Source organism: Enterobacter sp. SCRI0065 (assembly GCF_059766475.1).
Genome location: NZ_JCBAJB010000006.1, coordinates 235435 through 251774 on the forward strand (window position 1 = coordinate 235435; position 16340 = coordinate 251774).

Sequence of the window (16340 nt, forward strand, 5' to 3'; positions counted from 1 at the left end):
GTAACACTATGGATAAGAAATCTGCTCGTATCCGTCGTGCGACCCGCGCACGCCGCAAGCTCAAAGAGCTGGGTGCAACTCGCCTGGTGGTACATCGTACCCCGCGTCATATTTACGCACAGGTCATTGCACCGAACGGTTCTGAAGTTCTGGTAGCTGCTTCTACTGTAGAAAAAGCTATTACTGAACAATTGAAGTACACCGGTAACAAAGACGCTGCTGCAGCTGTTGGTAAGGCTGTTGCTGAACGCGCTCTGGAAAAAGGCATCAAAGTTGTGTCCTTTGACCGTTCCGGGTTCCAATATCATGGTCGTGTCCAGGCACTGGCAGATGCTGCCCGTGAAGCTGGCCTTCAGTTCTAAGGTAGAGGTGTAAGATGGCTCACATCGAAAAACAGGCTGGCGAACTGCAGGAAAAGCTGATCGCGGTTAACCGCGTATCTAAAACCGTAAAAGGTGGTCGTATTTTCTCCTTCACAGCTCTGACTGTTGTTGGTGATGGTAATGGTCGCGTTGGTTTTGGTTACGGTAAAGCGCGTGAAGTTCCAGCAGCGATCCAGAAAGCGATGGAAAAAGCCCGTCGCAATATGATTAACGTCGCGCTGAACCACGGCACCCTGCAACACCCTGTAAAAGGTGTTCACACGGGTTCTCGTGTATTCATGCAGCCGGCTTCTGAAGGTACCGGTATTATTGCCGGTGGTGCAATGCGCGCCGTTCTGGAAGTCGCTGGAGTTCATAACGTTCTGGCCAAAGCATATGGTTCCACCAACCCGATTAACGTGGTTCGTGCAACTATTGATGGCCTGGAAAATATGAATTCTCCAGAAATGGTCGCTGCCAAGCGTGGTAAATCCGTTGAAGAAATTCTGGGGTAATTGACCATGGCAAAGACTATTAAAATCACTCAAACCCGCAGTGCAATCGGACGTCTGCCGAAACACAAGGCAACGCTGCTTGGCCTGGGTCTGCGTCGTATTGGGCATACCGTTGAGCGTGAGGATACTCCCGCTGTTCGTGGTATGGTCAACGCGGTTTACTTCATGGTTAAAGTTGAGGAGTAAGAGATGCGTTTAAATACTCTGTCTCCAGCCGAAGGCTCTAAAAAGGCGGGTAAACGCCTTGGTCGTGGTATCGGTTCTGGCCTCGGTAAAACCGGCGGTCGTGGTCACAAAGGTCAGAACTCTCGTTCTGGCGGTGGCGTACGTCGCGGTTTCGAGGGTGGCCAGATGCCACTGTATCGTCGTCTGCCGAAATTCGGTTTCACTTCTCGCAAATCAGCGATCACAGCCGAAATTCGTCTGTCTGACCTGGCGAAAGTTGAAGGTGGCGTTGTAGACCTGAACACGCTGAAAGCAGCAAACATTATCGGTATCCAGATCGAGTTCGCGAAAGTGATCCTGGCTGGTGAAGTTTCAACTCCGGTAACTGTTCGTGGCCTGCGTGTTTCTAAAGGCGCTCGTGCTGCTATCGAAGCTGCTGGCGGTACAATTGAGGAATAAGTAGCAGATGGCTAAGCAACCGGGATTAGATTTTCAAAGTGCCAAGGGTGGATTTGGCGAACTGAAACGCAGACTTTTGTTTGTCGTTGGTGCGCTAATCGTTTTCCGTATTGGCTCTTTTATTCCGATCCCTGGTATCGATGCCGCTGTACTTGCCAAACTGCTTGAGCAACAGCGAGGCACCATCATTGAAATGTTTAACATGTTCTCTGGTGGTGCTCTCAGCCGTGCTTCTATCTTTGCACTGGGTATCATGCCGTACATTTCGGCATCGATTATCATACAGCTGCTAACGGTCGTTCATCCGGCCCTGGCAGAGCTGAAGAAAGAAGGGGAGTCTGGTCGTCGTAAGATCAGCCAGTACACCCGCTACGGCACTCTGGTGCTGGCAATATTCCAGTCAATCGGTATTGCTACCGGTTTACCGAATATGCCTGGTATGCAGGGCCTGGTCATTAACCCAGGCTTTGCATTCTATTTCACCGCTGTTGTAAGTCTGGTCACAGGAACAATGTTCCTGATGTGGCTCGGCGAACAGATTACTGAGCGAGGTATCGGTAACGGTATCTCAATCATTATCTTCGCTGGTATTGTTGCGGGACTCCCGCCAGCCATTGCCCATACAATCGAGCAAGCGCGTCAAGGCGACCTGCACTTCCTCCTGTTGCTGTTGGTTGCAGTATTAGTATTTGCAGTGACCTTCTTTGTTGTATTTGTTGAGCGTGGTCAACGCCGCATTGTGGTGAACTACGCTAAACGTCAGCAAGGTCGTCGTGTCTATGCTGCACAGAGCACACATTTACCGCTGAAAGTGAATATGGCCGGTGTAATCCCAGCAATTTTCGCTTCTAGTATCATTCTGTTCCCAGCAACCATCGCGTCATGGTTCGGGGGCGGGACGGGTTGGAACTGGCTGACAACAATTTCGCTGTATTTGCAGCCTGGGCAACCGCTTTATGTGTTACTCTATGCGTCTGCAATCATCTTCTTCTGTTTCTTCTATACGGCGTTGGTATTCAACCCACGTGAAACAGCAGATAACCTGAAGAAGTCCGGTGCATTTGTACCAGGAATTCGTCCGGGAGAGCAAACGGCGAAGTATATCGATAAAGTAATGACTCGCCTGACTTTGGTTGGTGCGCTTTATATTACTTTTATCTGCCTGATCCCGGAGTTCATGCGTGATGCAATGAAAGTACCGTTCTACTTCGGTGGGACCTCACTGCTTATCGTTGTTGTCGTGATTATGGACTTTATGGCTCAAGTGCAAACTCTTATGATGTCTAGTCAATATGAGTCTGCCTTGAAGAAGGCGAACCTGAAAGGCTACGGCCGCTAATTGGTCGCCCGAGAAGTTACGGAGAGTAAAAATGAAAGTTCGTGCTTCCGTCAAGAAATTATGTCGTAACTGCAAAATCGTTAAGCGTGATGGCGTCATCCGCGTGATTTGCAGTGCCGAGCCGAAACATAAACAGCGCCAAGGCTGATTATTTCGCATATTTTTCTTGCAAAGTTGGGTTGAGCTGGCTAGATTAGCCAGCCAATCTTTTGTATGTCTGTGCGTATCCATTTGAGTATCCTGAAAACGGGCTTTTCGGCATGGTGCGTACATATTAAATAGTAGGAGTGCATAGTGGCCCGTATAGCAGGCATTAACATTCCTGATCAAAAACATGCTGTGATCGCATTAACTTCGATCTACGGCGTCGGCAAGACCCGTTCCAAAGCCATTTTGGCTGCAGCGGGTATCGCTGAAGATGTTAAGATCAGTGAGCTGTCTGAAGAACAAATCGACACGCTGCGTGACGAAGTTGCCAAATTTGTCGTTGAAGGTGATCTGCGCCGTGAAGTTAGCATGAGCATCAAGCGCCTTATGGACCTTGGTTGCTATCGCGGTTTGCGTCATCGTCGTGGTCTCCCGGTTCGCGGTCAGCGTACCAAGACCAACGCACGTACCCGTAAGGGTCCGCGCAAACCGATCAAGAAATAATCGGGGTGATTAAATAATGGCAAAGGCACCAGTTCGTGCACGTAAGCGTGTAAGAAAACAAGTCTCTGACGGCGTGGCTCATGTCCATGCTTCTTTTAACAACACCATCGTTACTATTACTGATCGTCAGGGTAACGCATTGGGTTGGGCAACAGCCGGTGGTTCCGGTTTCCGTGGTTCTCGCAAATCGACTCCGTTCGCAGCCCAGGTTGCAGCAGAGCGTTGTGCAGAAGCCGTAAAAGAATACGGTATCAAGAATCTGGAAGTTATGGTTAAAGGTCCGGGTCCGGGTCGCGAATCAACTGTTCGTGCTCTGAACGCCGCTGGTTTCCGCATCACTAATATTACTGATGTGACTCCGATCCCCCATAACGGTTGTCGTCCGCCGAAAAAACGTCGCGTATAACGCTTACGTTTTCTAGGATTGTTGGAGATAGAAAATGGCAAGATATTTGGGTCCTAAGCTCAAGCTGAGCCGTCGTGAGGGCACCGACTTATTCCTTAAGTCTGGCGTTCGCGCGATCGATACCAAGTGTAAAATTGAACAAGCTCCTGGCCAGCACGGTGCGCGTAAACCGCGTCTGTCTGACTATGGTGTACAGTTACGTGAAAAGCAAAAAGTTCGCCGTACCTACGGTGTTCTGGAGCGTCAGTTCCGTAACTACTATAAAGAAGCAGCGCGTCTGAAAGGCAACACCGGTGAAAACCTGTTGGCTCTGCTGGAAGGTCGTCTGGACAACGTTGTTTACCGTATGGGCTTCGGCGCTACTCGTGCTGAGTCTCGTCAGCTGGTTAGCCATAAAGCAATCATGGTAAACGGTCGTGTTGTTAACATCGCTTCTTATCAGGTTAAAGCAAATGACGTTGTTTGCATTCGTGAGAAAGCGAAAAAGCAATCTCGCGTGAAAGCAGCTCTCGAGCTGGCTGAGCAGCGTGAAAAGCCAACCTGGCTGGAAGTTGATGCTGGCAAGATGGAAGGTACGTTCAAGCGTCAGCCGGAACGTTCTGATCTGTCTGCGGACATTAACGAACACCTGATCGTCGAGCTTTACTCCAAGTAAAGCTTAGTACCAAAGAGAGGACACAATGCAGGGTTCTGTGACAGAGTTTCTAAAACCGCGCCTGGTAGATATCGAGCAAGTGAGTTCGACGCACGCCAAGGTGACCCTTGAGCCCTTAGAGCGTGGCTTTGGCCATACTCTGGGTAACGCACTGCGCCGTATTCTGCTCTCGTCGATGCCGGGTTGTGCGGTGACCGAAGTTGAGATTGATGGTGTACTCCATGAGTACAGTACCAAAGAAGGCGTTCAAGAGGATATCCTTGAAATCCTGCTCAACCTGAAAGGGCTTGCGGTGAGAGTTCAGGGGAAAGATGAAGTTATCCTTACTCTGAATAAATCTGGCATTGGCCCTGTGACTGCAGCCGACATTACCCATGATGGTGATGTCGAAATCGTCAAGCCGCAGCACGTGATCTGCCACCTGACCGATGAGAACGCAGCTATTAGCATGCGTATCAAAGTTCAGCGCGGACGTGGTTATGTGCCGGCTTCTGCCCGAATTCATTCGGAAGAAGATGAGCGCCCAATCGGCCGTCTGCTGGTCGACGCCTGCTACAGCCCTGTAGAGCGTATTGCCTACAATGTTGAAGCAGCGCGTGTAGAACAGCGTACCGACCTGGACAAGCTGGTCATCGAAATGGAAACCAACGGCACAATCGATCCTGAAGAGGCGATTCGTCGTGCGGCAACCATCCTGGCAGAACAACTTGAAGCTTTCGTTGACTTACGTGATGTACGTCAGCCGGAAGTTAAAGAAGAGAAACCAGAATTCGATCCGATCCTGCTGCGCCCTGTTGACGATCTGGAATTGACTGTCCGCTCTGCTAACTGCCTCAAAGCAGAAGCTATCCACTATATCGGTGATCTGGTACAGCGTACCGAGGTTGAGTTGCTGAAAACGCCGAACCTGGGTAAAAAATCTCTTACTGAGATTAAAGACGTGCTGGCTTCACGTGGTCTGTCTCTGGGCATGCGCCTGGAAAACTGGCCACCAGCAAGCATTGCTGACGAGTAACCGGATCACAGGTTAAGGTTTTACTGAGAAGGATAAGGTCATGCGCCATCGTAAGAGTGGTCGTCAACTGAACCGCAACAGCAGCCATCGCCAGGCTATGTTCCGCAACATGGCAGGTTCACTGGTTCGTCATGAGATCATCAAGACGACCCTGCCTAAAGCGAAAGAGCTGCGTCGCGTAGTTGAGCCGCTGATTACTCTTGCCAAGACTGACAGCGTTGCTAATCGTCGTCTGGCATTCGCCCGTACTCGTGATAACGAGATCGTGGCAAAACTGTTTAACGAGCTGGGCCCGCGTTTCGCGACCCGCGCCGGTGGTTACACTCGCATTCTTAAGTGTGGCTTCCGTGCAGGCGACAACGCTCCGATGGCTTACATCGAGCTGGTTGATCGTTCTGAGTCGAAAGCAGAAGTAGCTGCAGAGTAATCTGCAGTGACGTAAAAAAACCCGCTTCGGCGGGTTTTTTTATATCCGTTGAATCTTCACGAGGAATCGCTATGTTTCGCATCGGTGAGCTCGCAAAACGTGCAGGTGTCACGCCAGATACTGTTCGCTATTATGAAAAGCAACAGATGATGGACCATGAAGTCCGTACTGAAGGTGGTTTTCGCCTCTATACCGATAAAGATCTTCAACGTCTGAAGTTTATTCGCCATGCAAGGCAGCTTGGTTTTACATTAGAATCCATTCGCGAACTCCTTTCAATCCGTATCGATCCCGAACACCATACCTGTCAGGAATCTAAAAGCATTGTGCAGGCAAGGTTGAACGAGGTTGAAACACGAATTGAAGAGTTACAGACTATGCAGCGTTCACTGCAGCGTCTTAATGACGCCTGTTGTGGGACTGCCCATAGCAGTATTTATTGTTCGATTCTCGAAACCCTGGAACAGGGAGCAAATGGTGAATCGGGTGGTTGTTGATTTTTGATACAAGCGGATTTACACTTTTGCCGACTGACAGACAATCTGGAGATTATATGAGTCGCTATCAGCATACGAAAGGTCAAATTAAAGACAATGCTATCGAAGCATTGCTACATGACCCACTGTTTCGGCAGAGAGTCGAAAAGAATAAAAAAGGTAAAGGCAGTTTTCTACGAAAAGATAAGCATGAAAAGAAAGGGAACTGGGAGGCCAGTGGCAAAGAAGTAAATGATTTCTTTGCCACTGGCCTTCTTACTTTATCTCGCTAATTAAGAACGATTATTTTGTTCTTTCAGCAGGTCGCGGATTTCTGAGAGAAGGACTTCTTCTTTCGTTGGTGCAGGCGGTGCGGCTGCAGGCTCTTCTTTTTTGCGGTTAAGTCGGTTTATGAGCTTAATCGCCATGAAGATGGCAAACGCAACGATGACGAAATCAAATATGTTCTGGATAAACACGCCGTAATGCATGACAACAGCTGGGATGTCGCCTTGTGCATCTCTTAATGTCACAGCAAACTGTTTAAAATCAATCCCGCCAATCAATAACCCTAAAGGTGGCATGATAATATCGGCGACCAAAGATGAAACGATCTTACCGAAAGCTGCACCGATGATAACACCCACTGCCAAATCTACTACGTTCCCGCGCATCGCGAATTCACGAAACTCTTTTACAATACTCATTTTATTCTCCTTGAGCCAACTGACGATCATAAGTCTAACAAATGATTAGCTAATTTCCATTATAGATAAATAATAGATATGGAAATTAGCCATTAAAAAATAAAGGGTTAATGCGAAAGATGTTCTGTCAGGAACATCTTTCGGGATTAGAGGAAGAAGGGACTTGGCTGGAATAAACGTTCGACGTCTGTGATAAATTTTTTATCTGTCAGGAACATAATGACATGATCACCCTGCTCAATGCGTAGGTTATCATTGGCAATCATGACATCATTACCTCTAACAACTGCCCCAATAATAGTACCAGGTGGTAGCTTTATCTCGTCAATTGCACGGCCAACTACGCGAGATGTCGATTCATCTCCATGGGCAACGGCTTCGATCGCTTCTGCAACTCCACGGCGTAAAGATGAAACGCCAACAATATCGGCCTTACGAACGTGGCTCAGGAGAGCGGATATAGTTGCTTGCTGTGGCGAAATGGCAATATCAATGACGCTGCCTTGCACCAAATCGACATATGCGCGTCGCTGAATAAGCACCATGACTTTTTTAGCACCCATGCGCTTAGCCAACATGGCCGACATAATGTTTGCTTCATCGTCATTGGTTACCGCAATAAACAGATCCACTTGATCGATATGTTCTTCAGCAAGCAACTCCTGATCCGAAGCATCACCAAAAAATACGATTGTGTTTTGTAGCTTCTCGGCGAGCTCCGATGCTCGCTGCTGATCGCGTTCGATCAACTTCACGCTATAATCTTTTTCTAAGCGATGGGCAAGACCTGCACCAATATTACCGCCACCGACCAGCATAATCCGCTTATAGGGTTTTTCCAGCCGTTGCAGTTCGCTCATAACGGCGCGAATATGCTGAGATGCGGCAATAAAAAACACTTCATCGCCAGCTTCAACAATTGTTGAACCTTGCGGGCGGATCGGCCTGTCATGACGGAAAATTGCCGCGACGCGCGTATCAATGTGTGGCATATGCTCACGCATGGTAGATAAGGCATTGCCAATGAGAGGACCGCCATAATAGGCTTTCGCGACTGCAAGACTGACTTTACCCTCAGCAAAATTCACCACTTGCAGAGCGCCAGGATATTCGATAAGCCGGTAAATACTGTCGATGACCAACTGCTCAGGTGCGATGAGGTGATCGATGGGAACTGCTTCGGAATTAAAGAGTTTTTCAGCATCGCGGACATAATCTGGAGAACGGATGCGCGCAATACGATTCGGGGTATTAAACAATGAATAAGCTACCTGGCAGGCAACCATGTTCGTTTCGTCGGAACTGGTGACCGCAACCAACATATCTGCATCGTCGGCGCCAGCCTCACGAAGGACGCGAGGATGCGAACCATGCCCTTGTACGACTCGCAGATCAAACTTGTCCTGCAAACCGCGCAGGCGTTCACCGTTGGTATCGACAATAGTAATATCGTTATTCTCACCGACCAGGTTTTCAGCCAGCGTACCGCCAACCTGTCCGGCACCCAGAATGATTATCTTCATAGCATGCGATCCGTTTTCAACATCACTCTTTGATTAGCTTAGCGTAAAAGAAGCCGTCGCCTTCTTCTGCTCCCGGTAGATTTTGTACGCCTGGTTTATCTGAGGTGCCCGTTGCGTGCAACGTTGCATCAGGAGTACGTTTCATAAAGGCAGCGATTTGCTGGGTATTTTCTTCCGGAAGAACGGAGCAGGTTGCGTATACCAAAGTGCCACCTGATTTTAGATGTGGCCACACGGCATCAAGAATTTCTGCCTGTAACTGAGCTAACTCGTTAATATCACGGTCCCGGCGAAGCCATTTGATATCTGGATGGCGACGAATAACACCGGTGGCAGAGCAAGGTGCATCTAACAGAATACGATCAAACTGTTCATCACCGCACCATTGCGCAGGGGTACGGCCATCACCTTGTTTAACTTCGGCTTTTAAGCCTAAACGCTTCAGGTTGTCGTAAACTCGGGAAAGCCGTTGCTCATCAAGATCTACAGCCATGACGCGAGCTTGCGGTGCAACCTCCAGAATATGGGTCGTTTTCCCACCAGGCGCCGCGCAGAGATCAAGGATTCGTTCGCCATTTTGTGGCTCAAGATAGGACATGCAACCCTGAGCTGATGCATCCTGTACGGTGACCCAGCCCTGTTCGAAACCGGGTAATGCCATCACTGGTACCGGTGATGCCAGGCGTACCGCGTCAGGATAGGCATCATGCGCATATCCACTCATCCCGGTCTCTTCAAGGCAAGCGAGCCATTCGTCGCGAGTATGATGAGTGCGGTTAACACGTAACCACATCGGAGGACGTTGATTATTCGCATCAACAATGGTTCCCCACTGCTGCGGATAGGCTTTCTTCAAACGCTTAAGTAACCAGTCTGGGTGCAGAAAGCGATTTTCTGATTGTGCAAATTCAAGCAGCAGTTCGTCTTGTTGACGCTGAAACTGGCGCAATACCCCATTAATCAAACCCTTCAACTGCGGACGCTTAATCGCAACTGCGCCTTCAACAGTCTCAGCGAGGGCTGCATGGGGTGGAATGCGGGTATGAAGCAATTGGTAGAAACCCACCATTATCAAATAATGGATTGTGCGCTGCTTGCCTGTCATTGGGCGGGACATCAGTTTATTGATGAGCCATTCCTGTTGCGAAAGCGTCCGCAGTACACCGAAGCACAACTCCTGGAGCAATGCTTTATCTTTCTCGGAAACTTTCTGTTGTAGCGGTGGCAGGACATTACTGAGTGACTGACCCTGTTCGACTACATTCTCAATGGCAAGAGCTGCCATGCTACGAAGATTTTGTTTTTTCATAACCGCAAAAATAAAAATGCCCGGAAGCTCCGGGCCTTAGTGAAAAATAGAATCAGGCGAGACGATGACCTGGCGTAAACCATTCGCGACGGGAATTTAACAAATCCTGTGCGCTCATTGCTTTTTTACCCGCTGGCTGTAGCGTTTCCAGATTCAAGAACCCTTCGGCAGTGACGACCTGAATACCTTGCTTATTGGCTTCTATTATTGTGCCTGGTTCTGCTGTTGACTCCCCTGGAATGACCGACGCTTTCCAGATTTTCACCGGCTGATGGTCGATGGTTATCCAGCTCATGGGCCAAGGGTTAAACGCACGTATGCAACGCTCCAGTTGAACGGCAGACAGCGACCAGTCAATTTGAGCTTCTTCTTTACTCAGCTTCTCAGCGTAGGTGACGAAGTCTTCATCTTGCGCTTCAGGTTTTATGGTCCCTTGCGCAAGCTGTTGCAACGTCTCAATCAAACCTTGTGGACCCAAGCCTGCAAGTTTGTCGTAAAGCGTAGCACTTGTATCTTCTGCAGTAATTGGACATGAAAGCTTGTAGAGCATGTCGCCAGTATCAAGACCTACGTCCATCTGCATAATGGTGACACCCGTTTCGCTATCACCTGCCCACAGCGACCGCTGTATAGGTGCCGCGCCGCGCCAGCGAGGGAGCAGAGAACCGTGTACGTTAATACAGCCCAGACGTGGCATATCAAGCACGGCTTTCGGCAAAATTAGACCGTAAGCCACAACGACCATAACGTCGGCATTAAGATCGGCGATCAGTTGCTGATTTTCTTGCGGACGTAAAGACGCTGGCTGAAACACAGGTAATCCATACTCTTCTGCCAGAGCCTTAACCGGACCTGACATCAACTTTTTCCCGCGTCCGGCAGGGCGATCGGGTTGAGTGAATACCCCGACAACCTGATGGCCAGATGATAATAGCGCGTCAAGATGACGCGCTGCGAAGTCAGGTGTACCCGCGAAGATTATACGTAGTGATGTAGACACGTTATTCCTTGTATCTGAGGTTCGCTCTAGGCGCGAGTGCGCATACGATCCAATTTCTCTACTTTTTGACGAATACGCTGTTGCTTCATAGGCGATAAGTAATCGATGAACAGCTTACCGACAAGGTGATCCATTTCGTGTTGAATACAAATCGCCAGCAGATCGTCAGCTTCGAGCTCAAATGATTTACCCTCGCGGTCAAGTGCGCGGATTTTAACTTTTTCTGCACGCGGCACTAAGGCACGCTGCTCAGGAATCGAGAGGCAACCTTCTTCAATTCCTGTTTCACCGCTTTTTTCAAGCAGTTCAGGATTGATCAATACCAGACGCTCTTCACGATTCTCAGAGACATCGATAACGATGATCCGTTTATGAATATCAACCTGCGTTGCCGCAAGGCCGATACCTTCTTCAGCGTACATTGTTTCAAACATATCATCGACGATACGTTGAATTTCTGCATTCACTTCTTTTACCGGTTCAGCAACAATGCGAAGGCGCTCGTCCGGGATATGTAACACTTGCAAAACTGCCATAAATTTCCAGAGTCGTATTCAGGAGTTGAAAAGATTATTACCTCTATTCTAGACAAATCCCCCTCTGATTGACAGCATCGCTGACCAATCGCAAAGATTGCTGAGGCTGCTTATGGCAGGGGAAAGGATGACTTCCACAGAGATTTGGTTACGACTAATGAACGCAGGAGATTTATGTGGTGACGCGATGTTGCTCGCTGCACAGAATCTTGCACAACAAACAAATATTGATGATTTCGCTCTGGCGGAAGTTGGTCTCACAGTTAAGCAGGCCAGCAAGTTTTTAAGCTTAAAAGAAGCTGAGCTGGAACGATCTCTGAACTGGCTAGAACTACCTGACCATTATTTAGTCTCAGCCGATAGTCCACTTTATCCCCCATTATTACGAACGTTGATGGACTACCCGGGGGCGTTATTTGTTAAAGGCAACATCAGCGTATTGAATAGCTATCAACTGGCGGTGGTGGGGAGTCGCTCGCCCTCCTGGTATGGTGAACGATGGGGGAAGATTTTTTGCGAGCAGTTAGCGACCTGCGGATTTACGATTACAAGCGGTCTGGCATGTGGAATTGATGGTGTAGCGCATCGTGCGGCACTTTCAGTCCGGGGACAAAGTATTGCGGTTCTCGGCAACGGTCTGTTTAGCATTTATCCCCGTCGGCATATTTCACTCGCTGACCAAATCATCGATGCCGCAGGGGCTATCGTTTCTGAATTTTCATTGGCGACACCACCCTGGCCCGGCAATTTTCCGCGCCGTAACCGAATTATCAGCGGGCTGAGTCAGGGCGTTTTTGTCGTTGAGGCGGCATTACGCAGCGGATCGCTTGTCACTGCGCGATGTGCTCTGGAGCAAGGCCGTGAGGTTTTTGCGCTGCCGGGGCCGATCGGCAACCCTGGTTGTGAGGGGCCGCATTGGCTTATCAAACAAGGGGCGACACCGGTTACGAGCGCAGAAGAAATCCTGGCGAATTTGAGAAACGGACTGCTTTGGTTGCCAGATGAGCCTCAAAAAAGACTTTATTCATCAGATCAGGAGGAGGTGGCATTGCCATTTCCTGAGCTCCTGGCTAACGTAGGAGATGAGGTAACACCTGTTGACGTTGTCGCTGAACGTGCCGGCCAATCTGTGCCAGTCACGGTAGCACAGCTACTGGAACTGGAGTTAGCAGGATGGATCGCAGCTGTACCCGGCGGCTATGTCCGATTGAGGAGGGCAAGCCATGTTCGACGTACTGATGTATTTGTTTGAGACTTACATCCATAACGAAGCTGAAATGCGCGTGGACCAGGACCGACTGACGCGGGATCTTACCGATGCGGGATTCGAACGGGAAGATATTTATAATGCGTTGTTGTGGCTTGAGAAACTGGCTGATTATCAGGAAGGCCTCGCCGAACCGATGCAGCTGGCTTCCGATCCGCTGTCCGTGCGTATTTATACATCTGAAGAATGTGAAAGGCTGGATGCCAGTTGCCGGGGATTTGTCTTATTCCTGGAGCAGATTCAGGTGCTAAACCTCGAAACCCGAGAAATGGTGATAGAGCGTGTTATGGCGCTGGATACAGCAGAATTTGAACTGGAAGACCTGAAATGGGTGATTCTGATGGTTCTGTTTAACATTCCAGGCTGCGAAAATGCCTATCAACAAATGGAAGAATTACTCTTTGAAGTGAATGAAGGTATGCTGCATTAATTCATTATGTGGCATTAAGAGTTGTTATGGCCAAATCAGCACTTTTTGCGGTGCGCAATCATGAGCCCTGTCCAGAATGTGGGGCTGAACTTGTCATCCGGTCCGGGAAACACGGTCCGTTTCTCGGTTGTTCACACTATCCAGAATGTAGCTTTGTCCGTCCCCTGAAAAACCAGGCGGACGGGCATATCGTTAAAATTCTGGAGGGGCAAGTGTGTCCATCCTGTGGTAGCGATCTGGCATTGCGTCAAGGACGATTTGGTATGTTCATTGGCTGTAGTCACTACCCAGAATGCGGGCATACAGAACAAATTGATAAACCAGACGAAACGGCGATTGCATGTCCTCAGTGTCATCAAGGGCAATTGGTGCAGCGTCGCTCCCGTTTCGGTAAGACCTTTCATTCTTGCGATCGCTATCCGGAATGTCAGTTTGTTATCAATTTGAAGCCAGTTGCGGGAATATGCTCCCATTGCAATTACCCGCTTCTGATAGAAAAGAAAACTGCGCAAGGTGTTAAACAGTTTTGCGCAAGTAAACAATGTGGAAAGCCGGTCTCGGCGGATTAAACCTGTGAATAATTACCTGCCATCAGGATCCATTGCGCATGCGGTGGATGTACTGAATAAAGAAGAAGTCATCGCTTATCCGACGGAAGCTGTATTCGGAGTCGGGTGCGATCCTGACAGTGAAACTGCAGTCAGTCGTCTATTAACGCTTAAGCAGCGTCCGGTTGAAAAAGGCCTAATTCTGATTGCGGCCAGTTTCTTGCAACTCAAACCTTACATTGATGACTCAATGTTAACGAAGGCTCAACGCGAGATGATTTTCTCCGCATGGCCCGGCCCAGTGACGTTTGTTTTCCCTGCAAACCCGAGGACACCACGCTGGCTGACAGGTCGTTTCGACTCGCTTGCCGTGCGCGTCACTGACCATCCCCTGGTCGTAGCGTTGTGCGAAAGTTTTGGCAAGCCGCTGGTTTCTACCAGCGCCAATCTGACGGGATTGCCTCCTTGTCGCACAGTGGAGGAAGTGCTGGCGCAGTTTGGCAACCATTTTCCTGTGGTTATTGGCGAAACCGGCGGTCGCCAGAATCCCTCTGAAATCCGTGATGCATTGACTGGCGAGCGTTTTCGTCAAGGGTAATAAATAATGGAAACGTACGCCGTTTTTGGTAACCCGATTGCTCACAGCAAGTCACCTTTTATTCATCAACAATTTGCTCAGCAACTGCGAATTGATCATACCTATGGGCGTATCCTGGCCCCGGTTGACGATTTTATCGTGACGCTTAACACTTTTTTTGATGCTGGTGGCCAAGGCGCTAACATCACGGTACCTTTTAAAGAAGAGGCGTTCGAACGAGCAGATGAGCTAACCGAACGCGCATCGCTGGCGGGTGCGGTGAACACACTCAAACGGATGGAGGATGGGCGGTTACTTGGAGATAATACTGACGGGATTGGTTTATTAAGCGACCTTGAAAGATTGTCCTTCATTAAACCTGGCTTTCGTATCCTATTGATTGGAGCGGGAGGCGCATCACGCGGTGTGATATTACCTCTGCTCTCAATGGATTGCGCCGTTACGATCACCAACCGAACATTTTCTCGTGCTGAAGTGCTTGCACACTTGTTTGCCCATACCGGCAGCGTGAGTGCGAGGGGAATGGACGACCTTCACGGGCAAGAGTTTGATCTTATTATCAATGCGACGTCTAGCGGTATCGGCGGTGAAGTTCCGACTATCCCACCTTCACTTATTAATGTACATACATATATCTATGACATGTACTACCAGAAAGGGAAAACGCCTTTCCTTACCTGGTGCGAGGAACATGGCGCAAAACATCTAGCTGATGGTTTGGGGATGCTGGTGGGGCAAGCAGCGCATGCTGTTTTACTTTGGCATGGCGTGTTACCTGCGATTGAACCTGTCATTCTTAAGGTAAAAGAGGAGTTGTTATCGTGAATCAAGCGATCCAGTTCCCGGATAGAGAACTTTGGGATGAAGATAGACTGGCCGTTTGCTTCCCGGTTTTAGTCAACGGCATGCAGCTCAACTGTGCCATACGGGGAGAGGCATTGTTAAATCGCTTTGGTGGGGTGGTTCCTCTTGAGACATTTCGTGAAAATCGCTGGGATTTGGAAGAGGAAGCCAGCGATTTGATCCGTGAGCAGCAGGACGACGATCAAGGCTGGGTCTGGTTATCCTGATTCAGATACTCATCTTTCCATTTAACGTAGTTATTAGCTGAGTATCTTAATCCTTCAAGTTCTGCTTCGGTTAGAGGGCGGATCTGCTTCACCGGGCTGCCCAAATATAGATACCCACTCTCAAGGTTTTTGTTCTGTGGCACCAGACTCCCGGCGCCAATCATCACGTTATCCTCTACTACTACTCCATCCAGTAAAATAGATCCCATCCCGACTAGTACCCGGTTGCCAATAGTGCAGCCGTGCAACATGACTTTATGCCCTACGGTGACATCCTCCCCCACAATCAGCGGATTGCCATCTGGGTTATAAGAGGATTTGTGAGTAACGTGCAGAACACTACCATCCTGGATATTGCTGCGTGATCCTATTGAGACATAATTCACATCCCCTCTGATCGCGACTAAGGGCCAGATGCTGACATCATCGGCCATTCTGACATCACCGATAACCACACTAGTGGCATCAATCATTACGCGTTCCCCTTTAGTAGGGAAAAGATCTTTATAAGGACGCAGTACTACAGACATATCAACCTCGACTAATGAACGCTATACAGAAGACTGTGATCGCAATGGGCAAAGCGATCAAGGGTTAAATACGTCATTTTTTAATCAGATCGGACAGGATCTCAGCGGAAAGAGTGTAAAAACAGCAGTCGGAAAAAAAGATCCATAAAACGCTTGTGCTAAAAGCTGGGATCCCTATAATGCGCCTCCATCGACACGGCAGATGTGAATCACTTCACACAACAGCCGGTTCGGTTGAAGAGAAAAAATTCTGAAATTGAGGGTTGACTCTGAAAGAGGAAAGCGTAATATACGCCACCTCGCAACGGTGAGCGAAAGCCGCGTTGCACTGCTCTTTAACAATTTATCAGAC

General features: G+C 49.0%; 25 protein-coding genes. 19 read left to right on the top strand and 6 right to left on the bottom strand.

Annotated features, from left to right (window positions below):
- Window positions 1-8 precede the first annotated feature (8 nt).
- The 13 genes from rplR (at window position 9) to AC6EMZ_RS17145 (ending at window position 6763) form a co-directional block, all read left to right on the top strand.
- Entirely contained in the window at window positions 9-362 is a 354-nt protein-coding gene (gene rplR / locus AC6EMZ_RS17085) for a 50S ribosomal protein L18 (RefSeq protein ID WP_015960708.1), read from the top strand.
- Between the two features lie 14 nt (window positions 363-376).
- Complete coding sequence (gene rpsE / locus AC6EMZ_RS17090; RefSeq protein WP_002438697.1) at window positions 377-877, top strand: 30S ribosomal protein S5; 501 nt, start codon at window positions 377-379, stop codon at window positions 875-877.
- A 6-nt stretch (window positions 878-883) separates the two neighbouring features.
- Entirely contained in the window at window positions 884-1063 is a 180-nt protein-coding gene (gene rpmD / locus AC6EMZ_RS17095) for a 50S ribosomal protein L30 (RefSeq protein WP_003863301.1), read from the top strand.
- Between the two features lie 3 nt (window positions 1064-1066).
- Window positions 1067-1501: a 50S ribosomal protein L15 gene (gene rplO / locus AC6EMZ_RS17100; protein ID WP_015960707.1), complete on the top strand. Its 435-nt coding sequence runs from the start codon at window positions 1067-1069 to the stop codon at window positions 1499-1501.
- A 7-nt stretch (window positions 1502-1508) separates the two neighbouring features.
- Window positions 1509-2840: a preprotein translocase subunit SecY gene (gene secY, locus AC6EMZ_RS17105; protein ID WP_064327680.1), complete on the top strand. Its 1332-nt coding sequence runs from the start codon at window positions 1509-1511 to the stop codon at window positions 2838-2840.
- A 31-nt stretch (window positions 2841-2871) separates the two neighbouring features.
- Complete coding sequence (gene rpmJ / locus AC6EMZ_RS17110; protein WP_000868187.1) at window positions 2872-2988, top strand: 50S ribosomal protein L36; 117 nt, start codon at window positions 2872-2874, stop codon at window positions 2986-2988.
- A gap of 146 nt (window positions 2989-3134) precedes the next feature.
- On the top strand, window positions 3135-3491 hold the full coding sequence (gene rpsM / locus AC6EMZ_RS17115; protein ID WP_003031135.1) for a 30S ribosomal protein S13: 357 nt from the start codon (window positions 3135-3137) through the stop codon (window positions 3489-3491).
- A gap of 16 nt (window positions 3492-3507) precedes the next feature.
- On the top strand, window positions 3508-3897 hold the full coding sequence (rpsK, locus tag AC6EMZ_RS17120) for a 30S ribosomal protein S11 (protein ID WP_067365829.1): 390 nt from the start codon (window positions 3508-3510) through the stop codon (window positions 3895-3897).
- Window positions 3898-3931: 34 nt separating this feature from the next.
- The gene (gene rpsD / locus AC6EMZ_RS17125) at window positions 3932-4552 is read left to right on the top strand and encodes a 30S ribosomal protein S4 (protein WP_498403932.1); all 621 of its coding nucleotides are present in this window, start codon (window positions 3932-3934) and stop codon (window positions 4550-4552) included.
- A 25-nt stretch (window positions 4553-4577) separates the two neighbouring features.
- Window positions 4578-5567: a DNA-directed RNA polymerase subunit alpha gene (locus AC6EMZ_RS17130; protein ID WP_002919219.1), complete on the top strand. Its 990-nt coding sequence runs from the start codon at window positions 4578-4580 to the stop codon at window positions 5565-5567.
- 40 nt (window positions 5568-5607) lie between these two features.
- Window positions 5608-5994: a 50S ribosomal protein L17 gene (rplQ, locus tag AC6EMZ_RS17135; protein WP_498403943.1), complete on the top strand. Its 387-nt coding sequence runs from the start codon at window positions 5608-5610 to the stop codon at window positions 5992-5994.
- Window positions 5995-6065: 71 nt separating this feature from the next.
- Complete coding sequence (zntR, locus tag AC6EMZ_RS17140) at window positions 6066-6491, top strand: Zn(2+)-responsive transcriptional regulator (RefSeq protein ID WP_498403945.1); 426 nt, start codon at window positions 6066-6068, stop codon at window positions 6489-6491.
- A gap of 56 nt (window positions 6492-6547) precedes the next feature.
- Complete coding sequence (locus tag AC6EMZ_RS17145) at window positions 6548-6763, top strand: alternative ribosome-rescue factor A (protein WP_498403947.1); 216 nt, start codon at window positions 6548-6550, stop codon at window positions 6761-6763.
- Here AC6EMZ_RS17145 and mscL read toward each other — a convergent pair whose 3' ends face one another.
- From mscL to def, 5 genes are all read right to left on the bottom strand, one after another.
- Window positions 6764-7177 carry a large-conductance mechanosensitive channel protein MscL gene (gene mscL / locus AC6EMZ_RS17150; RefSeq protein WP_498403948.1) on the bottom strand — a complete coding sequence of 138 codons (414 nt, stop codon included), beginning with the start codon at window positions 7175-7177 and terminating at the stop codon, window positions 6764-6766.
- Between the two features lie 146 nt (window positions 7178-7323).
- Complete coding sequence (trkA, locus tag AC6EMZ_RS17155) at window positions 7324-8700, bottom strand: Trk system potassium transporter TrkA (RefSeq protein WP_498403950.1); 1377 nt, start codon at window positions 8698-8700, stop codon at window positions 7324-7326.
- Window positions 8701-8722: 22 nt separating this feature from the next.
- A complete protein-coding gene (gene rsmB / locus AC6EMZ_RS17160; protein WP_498403952.1) occupies window positions 8723-10009 on the bottom strand; it encodes a 16S rRNA (cytosine(967)-C(5))-methyltransferase RsmB in 1287 nt (428 codons plus the stop codon).
- A 52-nt stretch (window positions 10010-10061) separates the two neighbouring features.
- A complete protein-coding gene (fmt, locus tag AC6EMZ_RS17165; RefSeq protein ID WP_498403953.1) occupies window positions 10062-11009 on the bottom strand; it encodes a methionyl-tRNA formyltransferase in 948 nt (315 codons plus the stop codon).
- 26 nt (window positions 11010-11035) lie between these two features.
- Complete coding sequence (gene def / locus AC6EMZ_RS17170) at window positions 11036-11545, bottom strand: peptide deformylase (protein WP_498403954.1); 510 nt, start codon at window positions 11543-11545, stop codon at window positions 11036-11038.
- A gap of 127 nt (window positions 11546-11672) precedes the next feature.
- Between def and dprA the strand changes: the two genes are divergently transcribed.
- The 6 genes from dprA to AC6EMZ_RS17200 are packed head-to-tail and all read left to right on the top strand — an operon-like array spanning window position 11673 to window position 15458.
- Window positions 11673-12797: a DNA-protecting protein DprA gene (gene dprA / locus AC6EMZ_RS17175; protein WP_498403956.1), complete on the top strand. Its 1125-nt coding sequence runs from the start codon at window positions 11673-11675 to the stop codon at window positions 12795-12797.
- Complete coding sequence (gene smg, locus AC6EMZ_RS17180; protein WP_498403958.1) at window positions 12769-13242, top strand: DUF494 family protein Smg; 474 nt, start codon at window positions 12769-12771, stop codon at window positions 13240-13242. The genes dprA and smg overlap by 29 nt, the downstream gene beginning before the upstream one ends.
- 26 nt (window positions 13243-13268) lie before the next feature.
- Complete coding sequence (locus AC6EMZ_RS17185; RefSeq protein WP_498403959.1) at window positions 13269-13811, top strand: DNA topoisomerase family protein; 543 nt, start codon at window positions 13269-13271, stop codon at window positions 13809-13811.
- A gap of 4 nt (window positions 13812-13815) precedes the next feature.
- Window positions 13816-14388: an L-threonylcarbamoyladenylate synthase type 1 TsaC gene (gene tsaC, locus AC6EMZ_RS17190; protein WP_498403961.1), complete on the top strand. Its 573-nt coding sequence runs from the start codon at window positions 13816-13818 to the stop codon at window positions 14386-14388.
- Window positions 14389-14394: 6 nt separating this feature from the next.
- Window positions 14395-15213: a shikimate dehydrogenase gene (gene aroE, locus AC6EMZ_RS17195; RefSeq protein WP_498403963.1), complete on the top strand. Its 819-nt coding sequence runs from the start codon at window positions 14395-14397 to the stop codon at window positions 15211-15213.
- On the top strand, window positions 15210-15458 hold the full coding sequence (locus AC6EMZ_RS17200; RefSeq protein WP_498403964.1) for a DUF1488 family protein: 249 nt from the start codon (window positions 15210-15212) through the stop codon (window positions 15456-15458). Before aroE ends, AC6EMZ_RS17200 begins: the two co-directional genes overlap by 4 nt.
- Here the strand turns inward: AC6EMZ_RS17200 and AC6EMZ_RS17205 are convergent.
- Window positions 15434-15988, bottom strand: a complete 555-nt coding sequence (locus AC6EMZ_RS17205) for a gamma carbonic anhydrase family protein (protein WP_498403965.1) — start codon at window positions 15986-15988, stop codon at window positions 15434-15436. The genes AC6EMZ_RS17200 and AC6EMZ_RS17205 overlap by 25 nt on opposite strands.
- Window positions 15989-16340 lie beyond the last annotated feature (352 nt).